Source organism: Paenibacillus sp. GCM10012306 (genome assembly GCF_042649265.1).
In the GTDB taxonomy this organism is placed as follows: domain Bacteria; phylum Bacillota; class Bacilli; order Paenibacillales; family Paenibacillaceae; genus Paenibacillus_AQ.
The window spans coordinates 246563-265187 of record NZ_JBHRYW010000004.1 but is presented as its reverse complement, the minus strand read 5'-3'; the positions used below and the strand labels follow the sequence as shown (position 1 = coordinate 265187).

At 50.0% G+C, this 18625-nt stretch carries 15 protein-coding genes; 8 read left to right on the top strand and 7 right to left on the bottom strand.

The genetic code is table 11. The features are described from left to right. Window positions 1-35: 35 nt before the first annotated feature. On the top strand, window positions 36-1901 hold the full coding sequence (locus ACFORK_RS11995; RefSeq protein ID WP_379199044.1) for an LTA synthase family protein: 1866 nt from the start codon (window positions 36-38) through the stop codon (window positions 1899-1901). Window positions 1902-1978: 77 nt separating this feature from the next. On the opposite strand, the gene ACFORK_RS11990 is transcribed toward ACFORK_RS11995, so the two are convergent. Continuing rightward, window positions 1979-2410 (bottom strand): MarR family winged helix-turn-helix transcriptional regulator, encoded by a 432-nt coding sequence (locus ACFORK_RS11990; protein WP_379199042.1) that lies wholly within the window; start codon window positions 2408-2410, stop codon window positions 1979-1981. 233 nt (window positions 2411-2643) lie between these two features. On the opposite strand from ACFORK_RS11990, the gene ACFORK_RS11985 reads away from it, so the two are divergent. Continuing rightward, window positions 2644-4338, top strand: coding sequence for a methyl-accepting chemotaxis protein (locus ACFORK_RS11985; protein WP_379199040.1), 1695 nt, complete (start codon window positions 2644-2646; stop codon window positions 4336-4338). A gap of 184 nt (window positions 4339-4522) precedes the next feature. Here the strand turns inward: ACFORK_RS11985 and ACFORK_RS11980 are convergent, their stop codons facing one another. The 4 genes from ACFORK_RS11980 to ACFORK_RS11965 all read right to left on the bottom strand — a co-directional run bounded on the left by ACFORK_RS11980 (window position 4523) and on the right by ACFORK_RS11965 (window position 10508). Next, entirely contained in the window at window positions 4523-6535 is a 2013-nt protein-coding gene (locus ACFORK_RS11980; RefSeq protein WP_379199038.1) for a putative bifunctional diguanylate cyclase/phosphodiesterase, read from the bottom strand. Window positions 6536-6740: 205 nt separating this feature from the next. Next, a complete protein-coding gene (locus ACFORK_RS11975; RefSeq protein ID WP_379199036.1) occupies window positions 6741-8405 on the bottom strand; it encodes a hypothetical protein in 1665 nt (554 codons plus the stop codon). Beyond that, window positions 8398-9198: an ABC transporter ATP-binding protein gene (locus tag ACFORK_RS11970; protein WP_379199353.1), complete on the bottom strand. Its 801-nt coding sequence runs from the start codon at window positions 9196-9198 to the stop codon at window positions 8398-8400. Before ACFORK_RS11970 ends, ACFORK_RS11975 begins: the two co-directional genes overlap by 8 nt. A 356-nt stretch (window positions 9199-9554) precedes the next feature. Beyond that, window positions 9555-10508 carry a 1,4-dihydroxy-2-naphthoate polyprenyltransferase gene (locus tag ACFORK_RS11965; RefSeq protein WP_379199034.1) on the bottom strand — a complete coding sequence of 318 codons (954 nt, stop codon included), beginning with the start codon at window positions 10506-10508 and terminating at the stop codon, window positions 9555-9557. A gap of 214 nt (window positions 10509-10722) precedes the next feature. Between ACFORK_RS11965 and ACFORK_RS11960 the strand changes: the two genes are divergently transcribed. From ACFORK_RS11960 to ACFORK_RS11950, 3 genes are all read left to right on the top strand, one after another. After that, entirely contained in the window at window positions 10723-11346 is a 624-nt protein-coding gene (locus ACFORK_RS11960; RefSeq protein WP_379199032.1) for an acetate uptake transporter, read from the top strand. A gap of 209 nt (window positions 11347-11555) precedes the next feature. Beyond that, entirely contained in the window at window positions 11556-12032 is a 477-nt protein-coding gene (locus ACFORK_RS11955; RefSeq protein ID WP_379199030.1) for a DsrE/DsrF/DrsH-like family protein, read from the top strand. A gap of 75 nt (window positions 12033-12107) precedes the next feature. Then, window positions 12108-13622 carry an aminotransferase class V-fold PLP-dependent enzyme gene (locus ACFORK_RS11950; RefSeq protein WP_379199028.1) on the top strand — a complete coding sequence of 505 codons (1515 nt, stop codon included), beginning with the start codon at window positions 12108-12110 and terminating at the stop codon, window positions 13620-13622. Window positions 13623-13704: 82 nt separating this feature from the next. Here the strand turns inward: ACFORK_RS11950 and ACFORK_RS11945 are convergent, their stop codons facing one another. Together ACFORK_RS11945 and ACFORK_RS11940 are read right to left on the bottom strand one after the other, a co-directional pair. Beyond that, entirely contained in the window at window positions 13705-14622 is a 918-nt protein-coding gene (locus ACFORK_RS11945) for an aldo/keto reductase (RefSeq protein ID WP_379199026.1), read from the bottom strand. A gap of 63 nt (window positions 14623-14685) precedes the next feature. Continuing rightward, on the bottom strand, window positions 14686-15324 hold the full coding sequence (locus tag ACFORK_RS11940; RefSeq protein ID WP_379199024.1) for a TVP38/TMEM64 family protein: 639 nt from the start codon (window positions 15322-15324) through the stop codon (window positions 14686-14688). Window positions 15325-15499: 175 nt separating this feature from the next. On the opposite strand from ACFORK_RS11940, the gene ACFORK_RS11935 reads away from it, so the two are divergent. From ACFORK_RS11935 to ACFORK_RS11925, 3 genes are all read left to right on the top strand, one after another. Beyond that, complete coding sequence (locus tag ACFORK_RS11935; protein ID WP_379199022.1) at window positions 15500-16003, top strand: GNAT family N-acetyltransferase; 504 nt, start codon at window positions 15500-15502, stop codon at window positions 16001-16003. 140 nt (window positions 16004-16143) lie between these two features. Continuing rightward, window positions 16144-16989 (top strand): DUF72 domain-containing protein, encoded by an 846-nt coding sequence (locus ACFORK_RS11930; RefSeq protein ID WP_379199020.1) that lies wholly within the window; start codon window positions 16144-16146, stop codon window positions 16987-16989. Between the two features lie 123 nt (window positions 16990-17112). Then, window positions 17113-18582 (top strand): alpha-amylase, encoded by a 1470-nt coding sequence (locus tag ACFORK_RS11925; RefSeq protein WP_379199018.1) that lies wholly within the window; start codon window positions 17113-17115, stop codon window positions 18580-18582. Window positions 18583-18625: the final 43 nt, after the last annotated feature.

The window sequence follows — 18625 nt, the reverse complement described above, 5'->3', positions numbered from 1 at the left end:
AGAAGTGTGTCATCACGTAGAAAGAAGGCGGAGCTGTGTCATCCAATACCTTGAAACGGTGGATCATCAAACCCTTTGTGTTCTTCACCATTATTTTCGTTCTGAAGAGCTTTCTAGCCTGGGGCGTTATCTTTGGTGATGTTCTTTCCTGGAAGTCCCTAATTACGGAGATTCCTTTTGTGTGGGCACTTTTTTGCATTATTGAACGTTTTGCTTCCAAACGCAAATTAGGATATTACATGACGGTGAACCTGCTGGTGACCGCCATCTTTTTTGCTGCCATTATGTATTTCAAATACTATGGAGTTATTGTCACCTATCATGCTGCCGAGCAGGTGAATCAGGTCACGGCTGTCCGCAAAAGCGTATTTTCACTGATGGACCCTTATTATCTCCTGATCTTCACTGATGTCATCGTACTCGGCTTCTACTTCTTCTTCAACAAGAATGGACGGAATTACAAGAAGACGAAGATCAACCGTGGTAGCGGAACAGCGAAATTCAGTATTTTATTTGCAGTGTCGCTAGCACTGTGCCTGTTCAATATTTTGCCTAACAAGGCCAGTATGAATGAAATCAAGAAAGCACAGGAGATGGGGATTCTCAATTATGAGGCCTACACCATCTTTGCCAAAGACAAAACAGAACTTGTGAGTGCTAGTGATATCACGCAGGATGCTGTGAACACGCTAAAAGGGGTCCGCGCAGAAGACCGCTCAGCCCTGCAAGGCGTTGCCAAGGGTAAGAATCTGATCATTATCCAGATGGAATCGTTCCAGAACTTCTTGCTTGGACTCAAACTCGATGGCAAGGAAGTCACGCCAAATCTGAACCGTCTGATGGAGAACAGTCTGTATTTCCCGAATTTTTATCAAATGGTGGGTCAGGGCAACACCTCGGATGCCGAGTTTGTCGTGAATACGTCCTTCTACATTCCTCCCCGCGGCGCAGCCACGATGTCGTATGTAGACAAGAAACTGCCGAGTCTGCCGCGCCTGCTTCAGTCCAATGGCTACCAGACAGCCACCTTCCATACGAATGATGTGGAATTCTGGAACCGCGGAGAATTGTATAGTTCCCTGGGCTGGGAGCATTATTATGATCGCCAATTCTTCGGTGATGAGGACTCATTCTTCTTCGGGGCATCCGATGAAGTGCTATACCGTAAGACAGCGGATAAATTAAAGGAAATGGATATGGCGGATCAGCCATTCTATTCTCAGATCATATCAATGTCTGCCCATCATCCGTTCACCATTCCGGCCGAGAAATACCGGATGAAGCTGCCTGAGCGTTATGAAGGCACCTTCGTCGGTGATTATATCCGGTCCCAGAACTATGCAGATGAGGCGTTCGGCCAATTTGTGGCAGAGCTAAAAGCAAACGGCGTCTGGGATAACAGCCTGATTATGATCTACGGCGACCATATGGGGCTGCCCATCTACTCGCTGGATCATGACGACAAGGCACTGATGCAAGAAATCTACGACCATGATTACGGCTATGCTAATATGATGAACATCCCGTTGATTATACATGGCGGAGGCATCACAAATCCTCAGGTACTGGATCAGGTTGGCGGGGAGGTTGACATCATGCCGACAGCCGCCGCGCTGCTCGGTGTCTCTATGGAGAACAATCTGCATTTCGGCCAGGACCTGCTCAGTCAGCCTGTCAATCTGCTGCCGCAGCGTTATTATCTACCATCAGGATCGTTCATTGCCAGCTCCGGCCTGCTAATCCCGGGCAGTAGCTTTGAGGACAATACACAATATCCGATCGCCACAGGTGGCAAAACGCCTGCCGCGACGGAGGAGGAATATAACCGGGCGCTGCGGCTGCTGCAGCTCTCGGACAGCTATGTAACCCAATTGCCGCTTAAGGCAGAAGACACTAAATAGAGCAACCACAAGAAGAAACGGCCACGCCCCTAAATATGGAGTGTGGCCGTTTTTGTATGGTTGAAGGCGTAGTCTGTTCAGCGCTCCTGCTTGTCCAGTATTTCATAGTACTTGGCAAAGGCTTTAAGCTCTTCCGGTTCCAGTATGGCCAAATGCTCAGCCAGCAGTACCTTGGAGCGGTATTGTGCTTCCTTCAGCGATTCCTCACCTTTGGCCGTGATGGTGACCACAACTGCCCTGCGGTCCTGCTCATCCGGCACCCGGGCGATGAAGCCCAGCAGCTCCAGGCGATCCAGCATCACCGTTACGGCGCTGGATTTCACCTCCATTTTCTCAGCTAACTGGATCACACGTGATTTCTTCTCATGGGCAATCATATTGAGCAGGCCTAATTGAGGAAAAGTCAGGCCAATTTCCTTATGCAAAGACATTTGGGACACAATTTTTCGCTGCACCCTCCACATGGATATCCCGATGCCTTCAATCACCGGATCTATTTGTTTCGACATTCCTTCAGCTCCCAATCACTTTGTCCTGAAACCAGCGTACCATTTTAACACTCCCGGATTCAATGACTCTGAGGTAATATTTTGCTGATTTAGACATAGAGTTGTCACAACTATTCTTCAAACAAGCAATTTTCGACACAAGCATGCTGAGTTTGTTGCGCTATAATCGTAGCAGTTCGCATGGAGAAGGTGACTCTTTGCAAACAATTAGTCATAATTGGTGGGGAAGAAGAATGAAATTGGCAACAAAATTAACCTGGATGATGTTCAGTGTGCTGCTACTTGTGGGCTCATCCATCGGATTCTTCGGATATCGTGCCGCTTACAACCAAGTGGACGAGGCCGCCGGGGTTGAATTGGTAGGCTGCGCCAATATTACAACCGGCTTGGTGAATCCAGAAGACATCTCCGCACTTGCTGCGGGAGATTCAAGCAAGCTTGCTAAGATAGAAGAGCGCATAGGCTGGATCACTGCTCACAAGCCTATTTTCAAAGAAGCCTTCATCCTGTCGCTGGATGGCAAAGTTCTAGCCGCTGATAGCAACTTCCAGAAGCGCGGCTATAAAGCAGGCGATACGTTTTATTTTAGCGACGAAGACAAGTTAATGATCAACAAAATGCAGCATTCCACATATTCCAAAGTTTATACATACGATGGAACCTCCCTCAAAACCGGTTACGGTCCTATCTACCAGGATCACGATCCTGCCAAACCCATTATCGCCTTAATGGCTATTAATTTTGACGGCTCAATTATTCAGGAAAGAACGCTGGATGTGGTTGTACAGCCTTTTATTATCGGCGCAGCCATTTTTGTGATGGCCATTGTAGTCGCTTATCTGCTTATCCGCCGCATGGTCAGCCCGTTAACCCGGTTGTCTCGTTCCGTCAATCTCGTAGCCCAAGGTGATCTAACACAGGACCCTATTGTTCTCGGTAGTAAAGATGAGGTCGGAACTTTGGCCCGTGACTTCAATGCCATGACTGGCAGTCTTCGCTTACTGATCACAGAGGTGAATGATACGTCGCATCAGGTGGCTTCCTCCTCTGGAGAGTTGTCGGCCAGCGCTCAGGAGACCAACCGGGCCGGGGAACATAGTGTGGGAATTACCCTTGAGCTTGCCGATGGGGCGAATGCCCAGCTCCAGAATCTCGAAGACAGTTACAAGGCCGTACAGAACATGTCGAACTTCATTTCGGAGATTGCTGCTATGGCAGGTGGCGCGCTTGATCTTGCCAATGAAAATGCTGAGAAGGCCCGAACGGGCAGAGAGTCGATGGATTCCACCACAGAACAGCTGATGACCATGAGCGGCAGCATCAGCATGCTCTCAGGCATGATCAATCTTCTATCAAGCAACTCCAAGGAAATCGAGAGCATTGTTACCGTCATCTCCAGCATTGCCGAGGAGACCCATCTGCTCTCACTGAATGCAGCCATCGAAGCTGCACGGGCTGATGAGGAAGGTCGGGGCTTCGCCGTTGTCGCCCAGTCCGTCCGCAAGTTAGCAGAACGATCTTCTCATTCCGCTACCCAGATTAGCGATCTCATCAAAAAGACCGTGAGCCAGATGGAAAAGGCGACGGAGATGATGTTCTACTCCACACAAGAAATGGAACAGAGTAGCGAAATGATCGACCGGGCCGGGGCTTCTTTTAGCGAAATTGAGATGTCGGCAACCGGTATGGCAGAGCAAAACCGACAAATCTCTACCGTAGTGAGCCAACTCGCCGAGTTAGCCTCCGGACTGGTCACGACCATTCAGCATATCGTTCAGGTATCCAACCAAACTGCGGCAGGGGCGGAAAGCCTGTCGGCCTCATCCCAGCAGCAGCTTGCCGCGATGGAAGAGGTAGAGGCAGCTGCAACCATACTGTCCTCAATGGCCGACAAGCTAAGGTTTTTGGTGGAGCAGTTCAAGATTTGAAACAGTAGCAGCCATAGGTCTTAAGTAGAACACCTTTCAATGCAGCAAAGCAGGCCGAGGAACGCCCCGGCCTGCTTTTTGGTATAACAGAATTATGTAGCCGTAGACAAGTTGTCTCTTGTTCGGCATGATTCCACAAGTTATGTATATCGGTCATGAAAACAAATGGTTACATGTAATTTCGTTATACGGCAGCATTCTCGATAAACCACTGCCCCAACTCATTTACAGGCATCGGCCGGCCATAATAATATCCTTGCATCACTCTGCAGCCCAGCGATTGCAGCAGCTCGATCTGCTCGGTCGTTTCTACGCCTTCAGCAACGACATCCATATTCAGGTTACTGGCAATGGCAATAATATTGCTGATAATCGCCTTCTTCGAATTCATCTTGCTCTTGCGGATAAACACCTGATCAATCTTGAGCGTATTAACCGGAATCTCGTCCAGATTGCCGAGTGAAGAAAAGCCTGTACCGAAATCATCCAGCGAGACCCGTACGCCCAGCTGCCGAAGCTTGGATAATTGGGCTACAGTCTCCTCCATGTTGTTCATAGCGATAGATTCCGTAATCTCCAGTTCCAGAAAATGCGGCTCCAGCCCCGATTGCGCCAGCGCTTCTTCCACAACCTCATACAGCCCGCCCCCTTCAAACATCCGTGCCGACATATTGACAGAGACGGCGACGCTCGCCACTTCCTCCTTGTGCCAGAGCCTGTTCTGTTTGCATACATCATGCAGCATCCAATAGGTGATCGGCACGATCAACCCGGTCTCCTCCGCTATCGGAATAAATTCCGACGGAGAGATGATTCCATGGTCGGGATGTCTCCACCGCAGCAAGGCTTCAAGCCCAACGGTTACATTCAACAGCGAATCCCATTTAGGCTGATATACGACCATGAATTCGGAACGAGCCAGCGCCTTACGCAGATCCTTCTCCAGCGACATCCGCCGCAGCTGGTGACGATTCATCTCCTGATCGAAAATGCTGAATTTATTCTTGCCGGAATCCTTGGAGGTATATAGCGCAGTATCTGCGGCCTTCATCAAGGACGACCGGTCAGTGCCATGTAGAGGAGTTAAGCTAATCCCGAGACTTGCTGTCACGTACAGTTCATTACCCTGGATGCTATAAAAATGCTTGAGCTCCTGTAGAATGCGCTCGGCTATTTCCTCTGCTTCTCGCACGGAACACTGAGGCAGGGCGATCAGGAATTCGTCCCCGCCCAGCCGAAACACCTTCCCCAAGGTACCGACACAGTCCTCCAGTCTTCTGGCAACCTCCTGCAGCAGCATGTCGCCGATATCATGACCTAGTGTATCGTTGATCGATTTGAAGCGGTCCAGATCTACAAAGAATACAGCCCCGGATGTTCCACCGAAGAAATCTTCAAGAAAGTAACGCTCCAGACCATGTCGGTTAGGCAATCCGGTCAGCGGATCATGATAAGCCATCCGTTCAAGGATATGCCGATCCAGAAAAACGGCACCTCCGGAGACTGCAAGCATCAGTACCGTTACAATCGATACGCCGCTCAATAGAATTACATCCGTATCCATCAGGAGGGAGGAGGAGCCGGCCCCTTTATAATATTCCCACCAGCTGGCTCTAAGGCTGAAATAATGCAGGCCTGTCACCGATAGTCCAATTAATATTGCTAAATAGAGTTTCCACTTATTGAAGTTAGGATGATCCTTGGACTTGCGGAGCAAATAGAGCCCCATGGAGGACATCAGCACAGCCGCCAGAATCGAGATGACCTGTGAGAGGATTGGACTCTGGCCCCCCTCCTCCAGCAGGATCGAAGACATCCCGATATCATGCATAGCGAAACTCCCCACGCCAAGCAGCAGGCCACCGACACCAGCTCGCCAAAGCTTGAGACGATGCGCTAGTACAATCCAGAACGCAGCATAACAGGATAACATACTCACCAGCAGGGACAGCAGCGATTTACCTGGCTGGTAGCTGACTTCAAATGGTAAACGGCCGGCCATAATGCCTATATAATGCATTGCCCATAGACCACTACCAAGAACACAGGATGCTGACAGCAACCACATATGCCGGATTCTGCCAGCAGAACGGGTAACCTGTGAAATCAAATTCAATGCAGCATAAACCGCGGCAGAGACCAGCGCGAAAGTTAGTAAAACGATCCAAATATTATAACGGATTCCCATTTGATCCATATGTCAACCTCTTCACCGGTATAGTAATTATCATCATCGCCATAGTGCGTTTCTCAAGAAGGATCAGTACACGTATATCGGATATATGGAAGAGTGCGTAAAGATTATAGGCTATCCCTGGAAAGCAACTTTAGGTGTAATTCTACCTTTTATTAACCTGAGTGTCTAAGTAAATACTGGAACTTGCCCCCTGTTTTAGGGTCCGTTAAAAAATGTCCATATTTGACATTGTGGAGGATTTCATCCTGCTCCCTTCAGGGAATATCCGGCGCCAGAGCAGATAATTACTGACAACCAGCAGCACAAGATATATATAGACACCGCCTGTCAGTAAGGTTGCCAAATAATGCACGCCCACCATGCCGAACAACAGGAATAGCATCAAGAAGCTGCTTCCCATGAATTCCTTCTGCTTGGCTGCCTCAAAGCGTTCTGAAAAAGGAAGCGATCGAGGCATCAGCAGGAAACACAGCACTGCATAAATAAACGTGGCAAACATTACAACCACAAGATCCGGCAGGATCCGAATCCCGTAGAGCATAGTGAACACCACTGCTTCTGCCAGGAAGAGGGGTACAAATAACCGGAGCAGGGCAGCCTTTAGCATGCCCCTGTATACTGTATGCTCCCCAGGCAACGGAATGACTTTGTAAATCCAGGCTCCCTTATAACTTCCTGAATACCGCAGCATCTGCACAACGGTCATCATCAGCGTGGCGCTAAAGTAAATCCACAGGTATGACTTTGAATTTGCGAAGCCTCTCCCTTGCCCTTGCCATGTCATATTTAACATGAAAATGAAAGGGAAGACGATGGAGAAGCCCAGCGTCGGATACACCTTTAGCTTAAAGTCTCGTTCTGTCTTCATCATGGACCAGGTGAAACGAAAGAACATGCCCTCTTCCCGGCTCCGGCACACCACAGAAGATAGCCATCCTGACAATCTCGCTGCTCCATGGCCACCGACCTCTTGCGCGGAAAGCTTTTGCAGGCTTTTCTCAAATTGGGGCATAAGTTTAATGTATGTAATGATCAGGAGGAGCGGAAGAATAATGGCCAAACCGGACAACACAGTAAAATGAATGCCTCTCCCTCCGCCAAATGCCAGCTCGAACGGGGCAGCAAACCAGACTGGAGGAATAAGATACTGCCACCATGCCGGTTTGAAGGACGCGCTAAACTCCGCCAGGTTAAACAGCCTTGAAATCAGTTGATAGCCAACCGTTATAGCAATCATCAGTACAATCTGCACATAGTTGATGATATCCTTCAATCTTTCTCCGTCGAAAAGCTTCAGGATCAGCAGGTACAACAGCCCTGTAATCACCAGGATGAAGCAGTTCATCAGCACAATGGCTGCACAGTATAAAAGAAAGAACAACGGCCCCTGCCGGAACAGTGAGACGATCAGCGTGGGCCCGGCAAGGCTTAACGTGAGCGTGAACAGATAGATCAGCACATGGATGTTCTTGGCCATATTCAGGGTACGGCGATTCACTGGTTTGGAGAAGAGAATGTTCTTGTCCCGAAGATCCAGTAGTACGGACGAAAAGTCGGAGACCAGTGTAGTGGTAATCATGAACATCACCACCCCCAGAACCAAACTCATTTGCAGCATGTAATGGCCGGATGAAATCATGAGCGGGATCAAGAACACGCCCATTAACAAGTAAACCCACTGCGGGCGAAACGGCGAACCCTCCTTCGGCTCAGCCGATCTTTGTGTAGCCGCAAGAACCGTGGGCGGCCTTCTCCCATCCATCGTTAGCTTCACTTGCAGAATGCTGCGCATAATGCCGTAATCAATGCCGATTCTGCAGAACAATCCCTCCAGCCGATCCAACAGCTTCAGTACCCGAAAATCATTCATGTGGAGCACCTTCTTGAATCACGGACACGAATTCACCCGCGATGTCCCGGTATTTGTCAAAGCCAGTTAACTGGTTAAAAATCTCTTCAAGCGAGCCTTCTCGGCTCTTGTCCTTCAGCTCCGCAAAACTGCCATCGGCCACAATGTCCCCTCCGGCAATAAGCACAATACGGCTGCTGATCTTCTCGACAACATCCATGATATGAGAAGAGTAGAAAATGGTCTTGCCCCGAGCAGCCAGTGAAGCGAAAATTTCCTTCACCACCATGACACTGTTGGCATCGAGACCGCTTAACGGCTCGTCGAGGAACAGAATATCCGGGTCATGCAGCATACTGGAGATCAGTAGTACCTTCTGCTTCATTCCTTTGGAGAAGGAAGAAATTCGCATGTCGTAAGCCTTCTCCAGACCAAGCAAAGCGGCCAATCGCTTGGCCTTGTCATCAGCATCGCTCCGCTGCATGCCGTACAGTTCGCCTATGAAACACAGATACTCCCGTGCCGTAAGGCTATCATATAATTCTGCAACTTCCGGCACATAGCCGATCCGCCTTTTATAAGCGTTGTCGCCATCAGCGATATCCTTCCCGAAGATCTCTACGGTTCCGTTATATCCCTCAACCAAACCGAGCATAATCTTAACCGTCGTGCTTTTGCCAGCACCGTTCGGACCGATATAACCAATAATCTGCCCCGGGTAGACTTCCAGATCAATCCCCCGGAGAACCATTCTGTCCGAGTAGTTCATCCACAAACCAGAGATCGAAATCACCGGCTTCTCTGCAACAGCCATCCCTTTCAGCTCCCTCCAAGTTAGCCTGTTGTACCAGGCTGATCCTCCGGCCGCTCTTGCCGAGGCCAGAGCAACCTTGATTAGCGCCATAATAAGCACCGCATCTTCCGGAGCAACCATACTCTTGCCTGTTGAAACTGTGTCCGTAAGAATATCCGGAAACTGACGGAGGTAATCCCTTATATTGGATTACATTACCTTATTCTAGCGGAAACCGTGCCCTCTTACTATCCTTAATGACACATTGTTCGGGAAAAAGATGACGCTTTGCACAAACTGCAATAATTTGGCACAATTCAAAAAGCAGCACCCTCGGAACCCTTCCGAAAGGTGCTGCTAGAATAAAATGAATGATATCAAACGAAATTCTGCAGGAGTATTGCTATTCCCAGAACTATAATGCGGGCAGCATTCATCAGGATGAAATTTATGACTGAAAGAATAAATGTGCTGGCCTTCTCCTGCTTCGCATGGAATGCTACGACATTGCGACGAAGCGGAATCAGGGTCAGGAGAATCAGCAGGACGAGCACCGGATGGACCTTAAGAAGCAATAGCACTACAAGGTCAAGATAAGAGACATAATATAGTAGCTTGAACAATAAAAGTGCACGGTCTTTACCGATATAGACAGGAAGAGTGTATCGACGGTTCTCGATATCCTCCTCAATGTCGCATATATTGTTCGCCAGCATAATGCCCGAAATCCCCAGAATGGCTGGTACAGAGAACCAGAAGAGGTAGATGACCTCTACAAGATTAATATGAAGATTAACCCAGCCTTCCTGAATCAGTAGCGAGACGACACTATTGTCGGTATGTATATAGGCCGAGATGAAAATAATGACGAAGCCCATGAATAACCCTGAGAACAGCTCACCCAGCGGCATCCGCGAGATCGGGATCGGTCCGAAGGAATACAGAACACCAATGAGGAACGACAATCCGCCCAGCAGGAAGACCAGCAGCCCTGTCTGTGATACCAGTGCAATTCCGCCCCCGGCAGCCAGCGCCAGCAGGATGATAATGGTCGTGACCACCGTGCGCTCTTTCAGCTTAAAATGAACGATGGCATTATGTGTCTCATAGCCGTATCCATCGGTTTTGGACGCTTTTTTGAAATCATAATAATTGTTAATCGCCGTCGTAGCCATATCAAAGCTCAGCAAAGAAATGAACATCAGTCCAAACCGCAGTACATAAAAATCCTCGAACCGGTACAAGGCATATAGCGTCCCCATTAGAAAAGGAATCATGCTGGCTGCCTTCGTCGGCAACTCTACAAACTTCAGAAAACTTTTTACATTCAAATCCATCACCCTTATCACTTAAATGAAACGTTCATAACATAGAGACATTATATCGTAAATTGTAAGTTGCCTGTCAGGAATCGACAGGAAATGAACAAAAAATCATTCCAGAGAAGCAGGGCAATATGATATGATAGGCAGGCCAATAACAGCGCCCTTTCCGGGTGCTGTTGTCATGAGCGAACACTTTTAAATAATGGAGGCATTAACTGTTATGTCAGCGCAACCGCAATCCCCCCAATCCGTCAAGATCATCACTGCCGATCCTGGTGCCATTGGCCTGTTCGGACTAGCTATCGTCACGCTGGTCGCATCTTCACAGAAGCTCGAGATTACCTCGGGTCTCAGCTATGTCATTCCCTGGGCTATTTTCCTGGGCGCCTTCGCCCAGCTATTTGCCAGCATTCAGGATGCCAAGCACAATAATACCTTCGGTATGACCGCCTTTGGAGCCTATGCTTTCTTCTGGTTCGGTATGGCTGCTAGCTGGCTGATCAAGCTCGGTGTATTCGGAACAACCCTGGCTGAAGCTGTGGATCCTAAGCAACTCGGATTTGTGTTCCTTGGATACCTGATCTTCACCCTCTTCATGACGATCGGTGCCGTGGAAGCCAATAAGGTCCTGCTGATCATCTTCATCCTGATCGACTTCCTGTTCCTGGGTCTGACGTTTGATTCTTTCGGGATTGCGGCTGAAGCCTTTCATAAGCTGGCTGCCTTTGCAGAGCTAGGTATCGCTATGGTCTCCTTCTATGGCTGTGGTGCATCGGTTCTGAACGCTCACTTTGGACGTTCGTTCCTGCCAATGGGCGCACCACTGCGTATTTTCAAAAAATAAGGATTCAATTCCTGTATCAAAAACAACGGATAAACGTACACATCTGCCATTCTGGGGGAGCACGTTTATCCTTTTTTTATGCAGATGTGCTGTTCCTCACGGGTTTTCATAAGCTCCTGCTGGAGTGCGAACAAGTTGTGACAAAAGCATAGTTCTTGCTGGCCTAACCATACTAAGCTCATTCCAAGAGGATCACGGAGGGATGGCTGATGGGTAAAAAGATGAATCTGCTGATGTTCAGCGGGGACTATGACAAAGCAATGGCCGGATTGATTCTGGCGAATACTGCTCGGGATATCGAATGTGAGGTGACCATGTTCTTTGCGTTTTGGGGACTGTTCCTAGTGCGTGATCCGGAGAAGATGACACTGGAGGACAAAACTATTTACGAGAAGCTGATGGATGTCATGACTCCCAAAGGGCCGGAACAGCTGCCCCTGTCGCGGATGAATTTCAGCGGGCTGGGCCGGATGATGCTGGAGGAGATGATGGAAGCGCAGGGTGCGCCGAAGCTGATTCATTTTCTCAAGGGGGCACGTAAAAAGAACATCAAGTTCTACGCCTGCAAGCTTTCTGTGGAAATCATGGGCTTCAAGCCGGAGGAATTTCTGCCGGAAGTTGAGATTATTGATGCGGCAGCCTATTTGAAGGATGCGCTTGAGAGTGACATGCAGCTGTTCATATAGTTCATGGGCTTAGGCGTTAACCTATTCCCGGGGCGGGGCATATACTGAGGCCAAAGAAACTACAGGCTGGAGGGAATGTCCTTGCTGAATATCATCCCCACCTCTCCCCGGAAGACGCCGTCTTCGCTGCAAACTTATTTTGCATCCTTTCGGGAGCATATCATCGGAACAGGATTTACCCTTACGACGCCCTATGGCAGACAGCCTCTCTTGTACGCTGACTGGACCGCCAGCGGACGTCTCTATGAGCCCATTGAGCGCCGAATGCTGGAGACTTTCGGCCCTTATGTCAGTAACCCTCATACTGAATCTAACACTACTGGACTGACGATGACCCTGGCCTATACTGAGGCCCGGAATATTATTAAAGCCCATGTCCACGCTGGGCCACAGGATGTACTGCTCTTCTGCGGCAACGGCACCACTGGGGCAATTAACAAGCTCCAGCGCATTCTGGGTCTGAAAATGCCAGAATGGCTGGACGGTAGGCACCTTAGCCCCGAAGACCGCCCGGTCATCTTCGTCAGCCACATGGAGCATCATTCCAACCTCCTGCCCTGGCAGGAGAGTCTGGCTGATGTCGTTACCATTCCGCCGAGAGCGGACGGAAACATCGACCTCAATCAGCTTGAATACCTGCTGCGTATATATCGGCACCGGCGCCTGAAGATCGGCGCCTTCACGGCCTGCTCCAATGTGACAGGCATCCGCACGCCCTACCATAGGCTCGCCGCGGCCATGCATCGCCACGACGGGGTTTGCTTTGTTGATTTTGCCGCAAGTGCACCCTATGAGCCGATTGATATGCATCCGGCTTCACCGCTGGAGAAGCTCGATGCGATCTTCTTCTCCCCGCACAAATTCCTCGGCGGGCCCGGAAGCAGCGGCGTGCTGCTGTTCGACTCCGCCCTCTATAGCAGCCGCCTTCCTGATGAGCCCGGTGGTGGCACCGTTGTCTGGGTCGATGCCTGGGGCGGCCGCAGCTACATAGAGGATATAGAAACCCGTGAGGACGGTGGCACGCCTGGATTTCTGCAGGCCTTCCGCACTGCACTAGCTATTCACCTGAAGGAGGCTATGAACGGAGACGGTGAATACATACTGCTCAGGGAGAGGGAACTGTGCCAACAGCTACTGGCCGGACTACAAACCATACCCGGCTTAACCGTATTGGCTGGAGACCAGCAGGAGCGACTCGGGATTGTTTCCTTTACGATGCGTGATATCCACTATAACCTCGCAGTACAGCTACTGAACGATCGGTTTGGCATTCAGGCCCGTGGCGGCTGTTCTTGCGCAGGTCCCTATGGCCATCATCTGCTGGGGCTCGGTCCCAAGGTCTCCGCTGGTTTCATCAAGGCTATTCACAATGGGGATCAGTCACTCAAGCCAGGCTGGGTCCGGCTTTCGCTCCACCCCACCATGACGGATAAAGAAGTGGCGCGAATGGTCTCAGCCATTCGCGCCATCATACTGCATATTGAAGAGTGGAGACAGGATTACAGGTATAATCCCACGACCAATGGCTGGCAGCACATCACTACCGCCGCTCCGGCGACGAAGGATGCCGCCGGGTGGTTTACTTTGTGAGGGCCGTTTAACTTGCTGATCTCCCGCATAACGAAAATCTGGATTTCTGGTCAGCGAGGCGCCCTATTAGCAAAACATCCCACTATTGGGATTGCCCGTCCTTTACCATGTCCAGATCGGCGGCAGCCGCATTGGCGATAACCTGTGCAACATCCTTACAACCAGGAATTACACTTGTAACTGCAGAATGCTGAAGGCACCAACCCAAAGCCCATTGCGCCATCGGAATCCCCTCCGGCACTTCGTTCTCTGCAATCCTCGCAACTTCCAGCAGCTGCTTATGCCGCGTGTCCGCATTATGATTCGCCCGAACATCACCGGCCGGGAAGGCTGCATCCGGTTTATATTTGCCGCTAAGATAGCCACTGGCAAGCGGTACCCGTGCTAGCACACCCAGGTTATGCTTAGCGCATAGCGGGAAGACTTCTTCTTCGGGTCCGCGCTCCAGGCGATTGTACACGACTTGAATCGCTTCTGCTCCAACTGCCTGAGCAGAGGCTGTCTGGTGAACACCTTTGCCAGAGGCGCTGATGGAGATCCCTAAGTGGCGAATTTTGCCGGCCTGCACCTGTCTATCCAGCATGCTCCAGAGTTTATCGTTATCAAACTCGGCATCGGTTCCCGAATGGAACTGGTAGAGATCGATATACTCGGTGTGGAGCGATTTAAGCGAATCATCCAGTTGCTTCAGCACTTGATCGGCGCTCCAAAGCTGTTCCCGCTGAAGATGTCCCGTGAATCCGTGGCCGAACTTAGTCGCCACAATCCAGTCCTCGCGATTGCGACGAGCCAGATAGTTACCAATGAACCTCTCCGACAAATGGTCGCCGTAACATTCTGCCGTATCAATCAGATTGATACCAAGTTCTCCGGATTTGTCCAGCATGGAATCAACTTCGTTCTGGGTAAAATCCTTTCCCCATTCCCCGCCAAACTGCCAGGTCCCAATTCCGATCACAGACACATTGAGTCCCGTGCTTCCAAGCTTACGGTATTTCATAACGGCACCTCTTCCTTTCATATCTGGAGTTTAATTTAAACTTAGATCTTCACTACTTGTCCTCTATGTTACTTTCTGTTCAATCTCTTTGCCACTGCTGCCATCAATTGCTGTTCTGGTAAAATAGCTTTCGATGGCTTTGACGCCCCAGAAAGACAACGCTATAAAGAGCAGTACATACAGTCCTTCCGCAGGATGATGAATAAATCGCTCCAGATCATTGCCGATATAAGAGACGGCAAACACCATAATGGCTTTGCCCGCGATCAAGGCGAGCAGATAGGAACGCAGCCGCATTCCGGCAAGTCCTGCAGCCATATTAATGACGACGAATGGCCCAACGGGAAACAAACTAAGCAGAAACACATAGCTGAAGCCCCGTTGGCGTACCCAAGTCATGCTCTTCGCCACCTTTGGGCGCAAAGCCCATTTGCGCAGATAAGGGTGAGAAGCGATTTTGCGGACAATCAGAAAGGTCGTTACACAGCCCGCGACCAGACCAATCCACGAATACAGAAAGCCTAGCCACAAGCCATACACTGCACCGTTCAAACCGACGATAGCAATGGTAGGCAGGGGCGGCACAAATGATTTCATAAAAGTTAACGCAATGCCCGGAAAAGGTCCGAACGAACGATATTGTTCCAGCATGTGCCGCAGATTATCCTCTGTCAGCCATGAAGCGATATCCAGATAGTACATAACGGGCCGCTCTCCTCATCCATCCTGTAATAGTAGCTCCATGCCACCTCAGGTTAATCATCTAATTATACAATACATTAGGACAAATTGACGTCGTGAATTCGGCATGGACACCTTCATCTTACACCCATAGCTCTGTTATAATCTGGGTTAATTGATGGGAAGGAGACCGATCATGTATATTCAATCGAGTTCCATACACTTACGGACAACCACTGAGCAGGACCTTGACTTCGTGCTGGCCGCTGAACAGGCGGAGGACAACCGCAGATATATTGGCCAATGGAAGCGGGAGCAGCATAAGGCGGCGCTTGCTGAAGAGGATGTACTTCATTTCATCATACTGGATGCCAATGGAGAACGGGCCGGATATGTTATTCTGACAGGAATGCACGACCCCAATCTAACCGTTTGCATCATGCGCCTTGTCATTGTGGCCAAAGGGCACGGATATGGACCTGAAGCACTGCGACTGTTGATCGATTGGATATTTAACCATACGGAGACGCACCGGCTATGGCTGGACGTCAGGGATGAGAACACGCGGGCGCAGCGTATTTACCATCGCCAGGGATTCAGACTGGAAGGGACTCTGCGAGAATGCATCAAGGTCGGCGACACCTTTGAATCACTGCGGATCATGTCCATCCTACGGCCCGAGTATGAAGGACGGGCCTAGGTCCGGCCATTAAAATACCCTACGGTCCTTAACCTGCCGTTGATGTATTGTCTGTTTGCGAAAGAGTATTTTTAGTTTATATAGAAGTTACATTGTATTTTAAGAACATCCAGAGAAAGCAGCCAAGGAGGAGAACACCTTTGATCAAAATAGGGCTGACGGGCTTCGGCGACCATGAAGAATTGTACGGTAAAATCAAACCGGCCGAGCGATTGTCTACGTACAGCGCCCATTTTTCCATCGTAGAAATCGATAGTTCCTTCTACGCGGTTCAGCCAGTCAGAAATTATATGAAATGGGTCAACCAGACACCAGACGGATTTCAGTTCATCGTGAAGGCCTATCAGGGGATGACTGGCCATTTACGCGATAAAAAGAATTACTTTGATACAAAAGACGCCATGTTCGCCGCTTTCCACGAATCGATCCAGCCTGTTATCCAATCCGGCAAGTTGGCCATGACCCTGTTCCAATTCCCACCCTGGTTCGACTGCACGAAGGAGAATGTGGATATGCTGCGCGATATCAGAGCTCGGATGAAAGAGGTGCCCTGCGCTCTGGAATTTCGCCATGAGAGCTGGTACAGCCCGGCGTTCCGCGATAAGACGCTGCATTTCATGGCGCGTGAGGGTTGGATTCATACCGTAGTGGATGAACCACAGGCCGGGGCTGGCTCGATTCCAATTGTAGCCGTAGCGACTTCCCCGGATATCACTTATGTGCGGCTGCACGGCCGCAATATCTCCGGCTGGCATCAAAGCAGCCACCCCGATTGGCGTAAACTGCGCTATCTATACCGGTATGACCGGGAGGAACTCATTGAGTGGAAGGAACGTCTGCAACAGCTGGAGAAGAACTGTCGTAAGCTCTACGTAGTCTTCAACAACAATTCCGGCGGCGATGCTACAGACAACGCCAAGGAGCTTCAGGACATGCTCGGCATAGACGGTGGCCTGGCTCCGCGCCAGCTAGATCTGTTTCAATGACTTGAAAAAAGATCATGACATCTGCAAGAAACTGGTATTCCCTCCCTTTAAAAAGTGAAGAATAACAGAAGAAGCCTAAAGAGAGATCTGAAAGTTGCTAACAGCAGCGAAGGAGGCAGATGGATGCAGAGAAATCATACGATGATGCAGTTTTTCGAGTGGCATGTCACCGCCGACGGGAAGCACTGGAAACATCTCGCGGAAATGGCGCCAGGGCTGAGAAGCACCGGTATTGACGCCATATGGATTCCGCCCGTGACCAAGGCCGTCTCCGCAGAAGACACCGGATATGGTGTCTATGACCTCTATGATCTGGGTGAATATGACCAAAAAGGTACAGTACGCACCAAATATGGTACCAAGCAAGAGCTGATCGACGCCATTGCCGAGTGCCAAAAAAACGCCATCGCTGTATATGTGGATCTGGTCATGAACCATAAAGCCGGTGCGGATGAGACTGAGGTATTCAAGGTAGTCGAGGTCGATCCCCATGACCGAACGAAAGAAATTTCGCAGCCGTTCGAAATCGAGGGATGGACCAAGTTCACTTTTCCGGGACGCGGAGAGGAGCATTCTCCCTTCAAGTGGAATTTCGACCATTTCAATGGCACAGACTTCAATGCCAAGGAAGGCCGCTCCGGCGTATTTCGTATTGTAGGTGAGAACAAGACCTGGAATAAGAATGTGGATGATGAATTCGGCAACTATGATTATCTGATGTTCGCGAATATTGATTACAGTCATCCCGAAGTCAGAAAGGAAATGCTCCGGTGGGGAGGGTGGCTGGTGGATACACTGCAATGCAGCGGCTATCGTCTCGACGCCATCAAGCACATTAACCATGAATTCATAAAGGAATTTGCAGCGGAAATGGTACACAAGCGCGGGGAGGATTTCTACCTTGTAGGGGAATTCTGGAATCCCGACCTTGCCTCCTGCCGCGAATTTCTGGACACGGTGGATTATCGGATTGATCTCTTTGACGTATCGTTGCATTACAAGCTGTACTCTGCAGCCCTTGGCGGACGGGATTTTGATCTCCGCACCATTTTTAATGATACATTGGTGCAGAGCCATCCCGGCAATGCCGTCACCTTCGTCGACAACCATGACTCCCAGCCCCATGAGGCGCTGGAATCATGGGTCGGTGACTGGTTCAAGCAGATTGCCTATGCCCTCATTCTGCTGCGCCGCGACGGGTACCCGGTCGTCTTCTACGGCGACTATTACGGAATCGGCGGCCCAGCCCCGATCGAAGGCAAAAAAGCCGCGATCGACCCGTTGCTATATGCTCGCTACCACAAGGCTTACGGGGAGCAGAAGGATTATTTTGACCACCCCAATACGATCGGCTGGGTACGTCTTGGTGTGAAGGAGATTGCAGGCTCCGGCTGTGCAGTTGTGATCTCCAATGGAGACAAGGGTGAGAAGCGGATGCTGGTAGGCAAGCACCGAGCTGGTGAGGTATGGGTGGATTTCACCGGTACCCACAAGGAATCGCTTACCATTGGACAGGACGGCTGGGCCGTCTTTCCCGTGAGTGGCGGAAGCGTCTCCGTCTGGGCCCTTCCCGGCGAGGCGAATGAAGAATAGGGCAGACAATATCAATCACATATTTGGCAGCAAATAAAAGAAC

What these genes read in the sequence shown, in the direction of transcription:
- ACFORK_RS11955 (WP_379199030.1), top strand. Translation starts at nt 11,556, where the DNA reads ATGGGTAAAAAGATGAATCTGCTGATGTTCAGCGGGGACTATGACAAA.
- ACFORK_RS11985 (WP_379199040.1), top strand. Translation starts at nt 2,644, where the DNA reads ATGAAATTGGCAACAAAATTAACCTGGATGATGTTCAGTGTGCTGCTA.
- ACFORK_RS11925 (WP_379199018.1), top strand. Translation starts at nt 17,113, where the DNA reads ATGCAGAGAAATCATACGATGATGCAGTTTTTCGAGTGGCATGTCACC.
- ACFORK_RS11940 (WP_379199024.1), bottom strand. Translation starts at nt 15,324, where the DNA reads ATGTACTATCTGGATATCGCTTCATGGCTGACAGAGGATAATCTGCGG.
- ACFORK_RS11945 (WP_379199026.1), bottom strand. Translation starts at nt 14,622, where the DNA reads ATGAAATACCGTAAGCTTGGAAGCACGGGACTCAATGTGTCTGTGATC.
- ACFORK_RS11990 (WP_379199042.1), bottom strand. Translation starts at nt 2,410, where the DNA reads ATGTCGAAACAAATAGATCCGGTGATTGAAGGCATCGGGATATCCATG.
- ACFORK_RS11950 (WP_379199028.1), top strand. Translation starts at nt 12,108, where the DNA reads ATGTCCTTGCTGAATATCATCCCCACCTCTCCCCGGAAGACGCCGTCT.
- ACFORK_RS11980 (WP_379199038.1), bottom strand. Translation starts at nt 6,535, where the DNA reads ATGGATCAAATGGGAATCCGTTATAATATTTGGATCGTTTTACTAACT.
- ACFORK_RS11970 (WP_379199353.1), bottom strand. Translation starts at nt 9,198, where the DNA reads ATGGCTGTTGCAGAGAAGCCGGTGATTTCGATCTCTGGTTTGTGGATG.
- ACFORK_RS11975 (WP_379199036.1), bottom strand. Translation starts at nt 8,405, where the DNA reads ATGAATGATTTTCGGGTACTGAAGCTGTTGGATCGGCTGGAGGGATTG.
- ACFORK_RS11935 (WP_379199022.1), top strand. Translation starts at nt 15,500, where the DNA reads ATGTATATTCAATCGAGTTCCATACACTTACGGACAACCACTGAGCAG.
- ACFORK_RS11960 (WP_379199032.1), top strand. Translation starts at nt 10,723, where the DNA reads ATGTCAGCGCAACCGCAATCCCCCCAATCCGTCAAGATCATCACTGCC.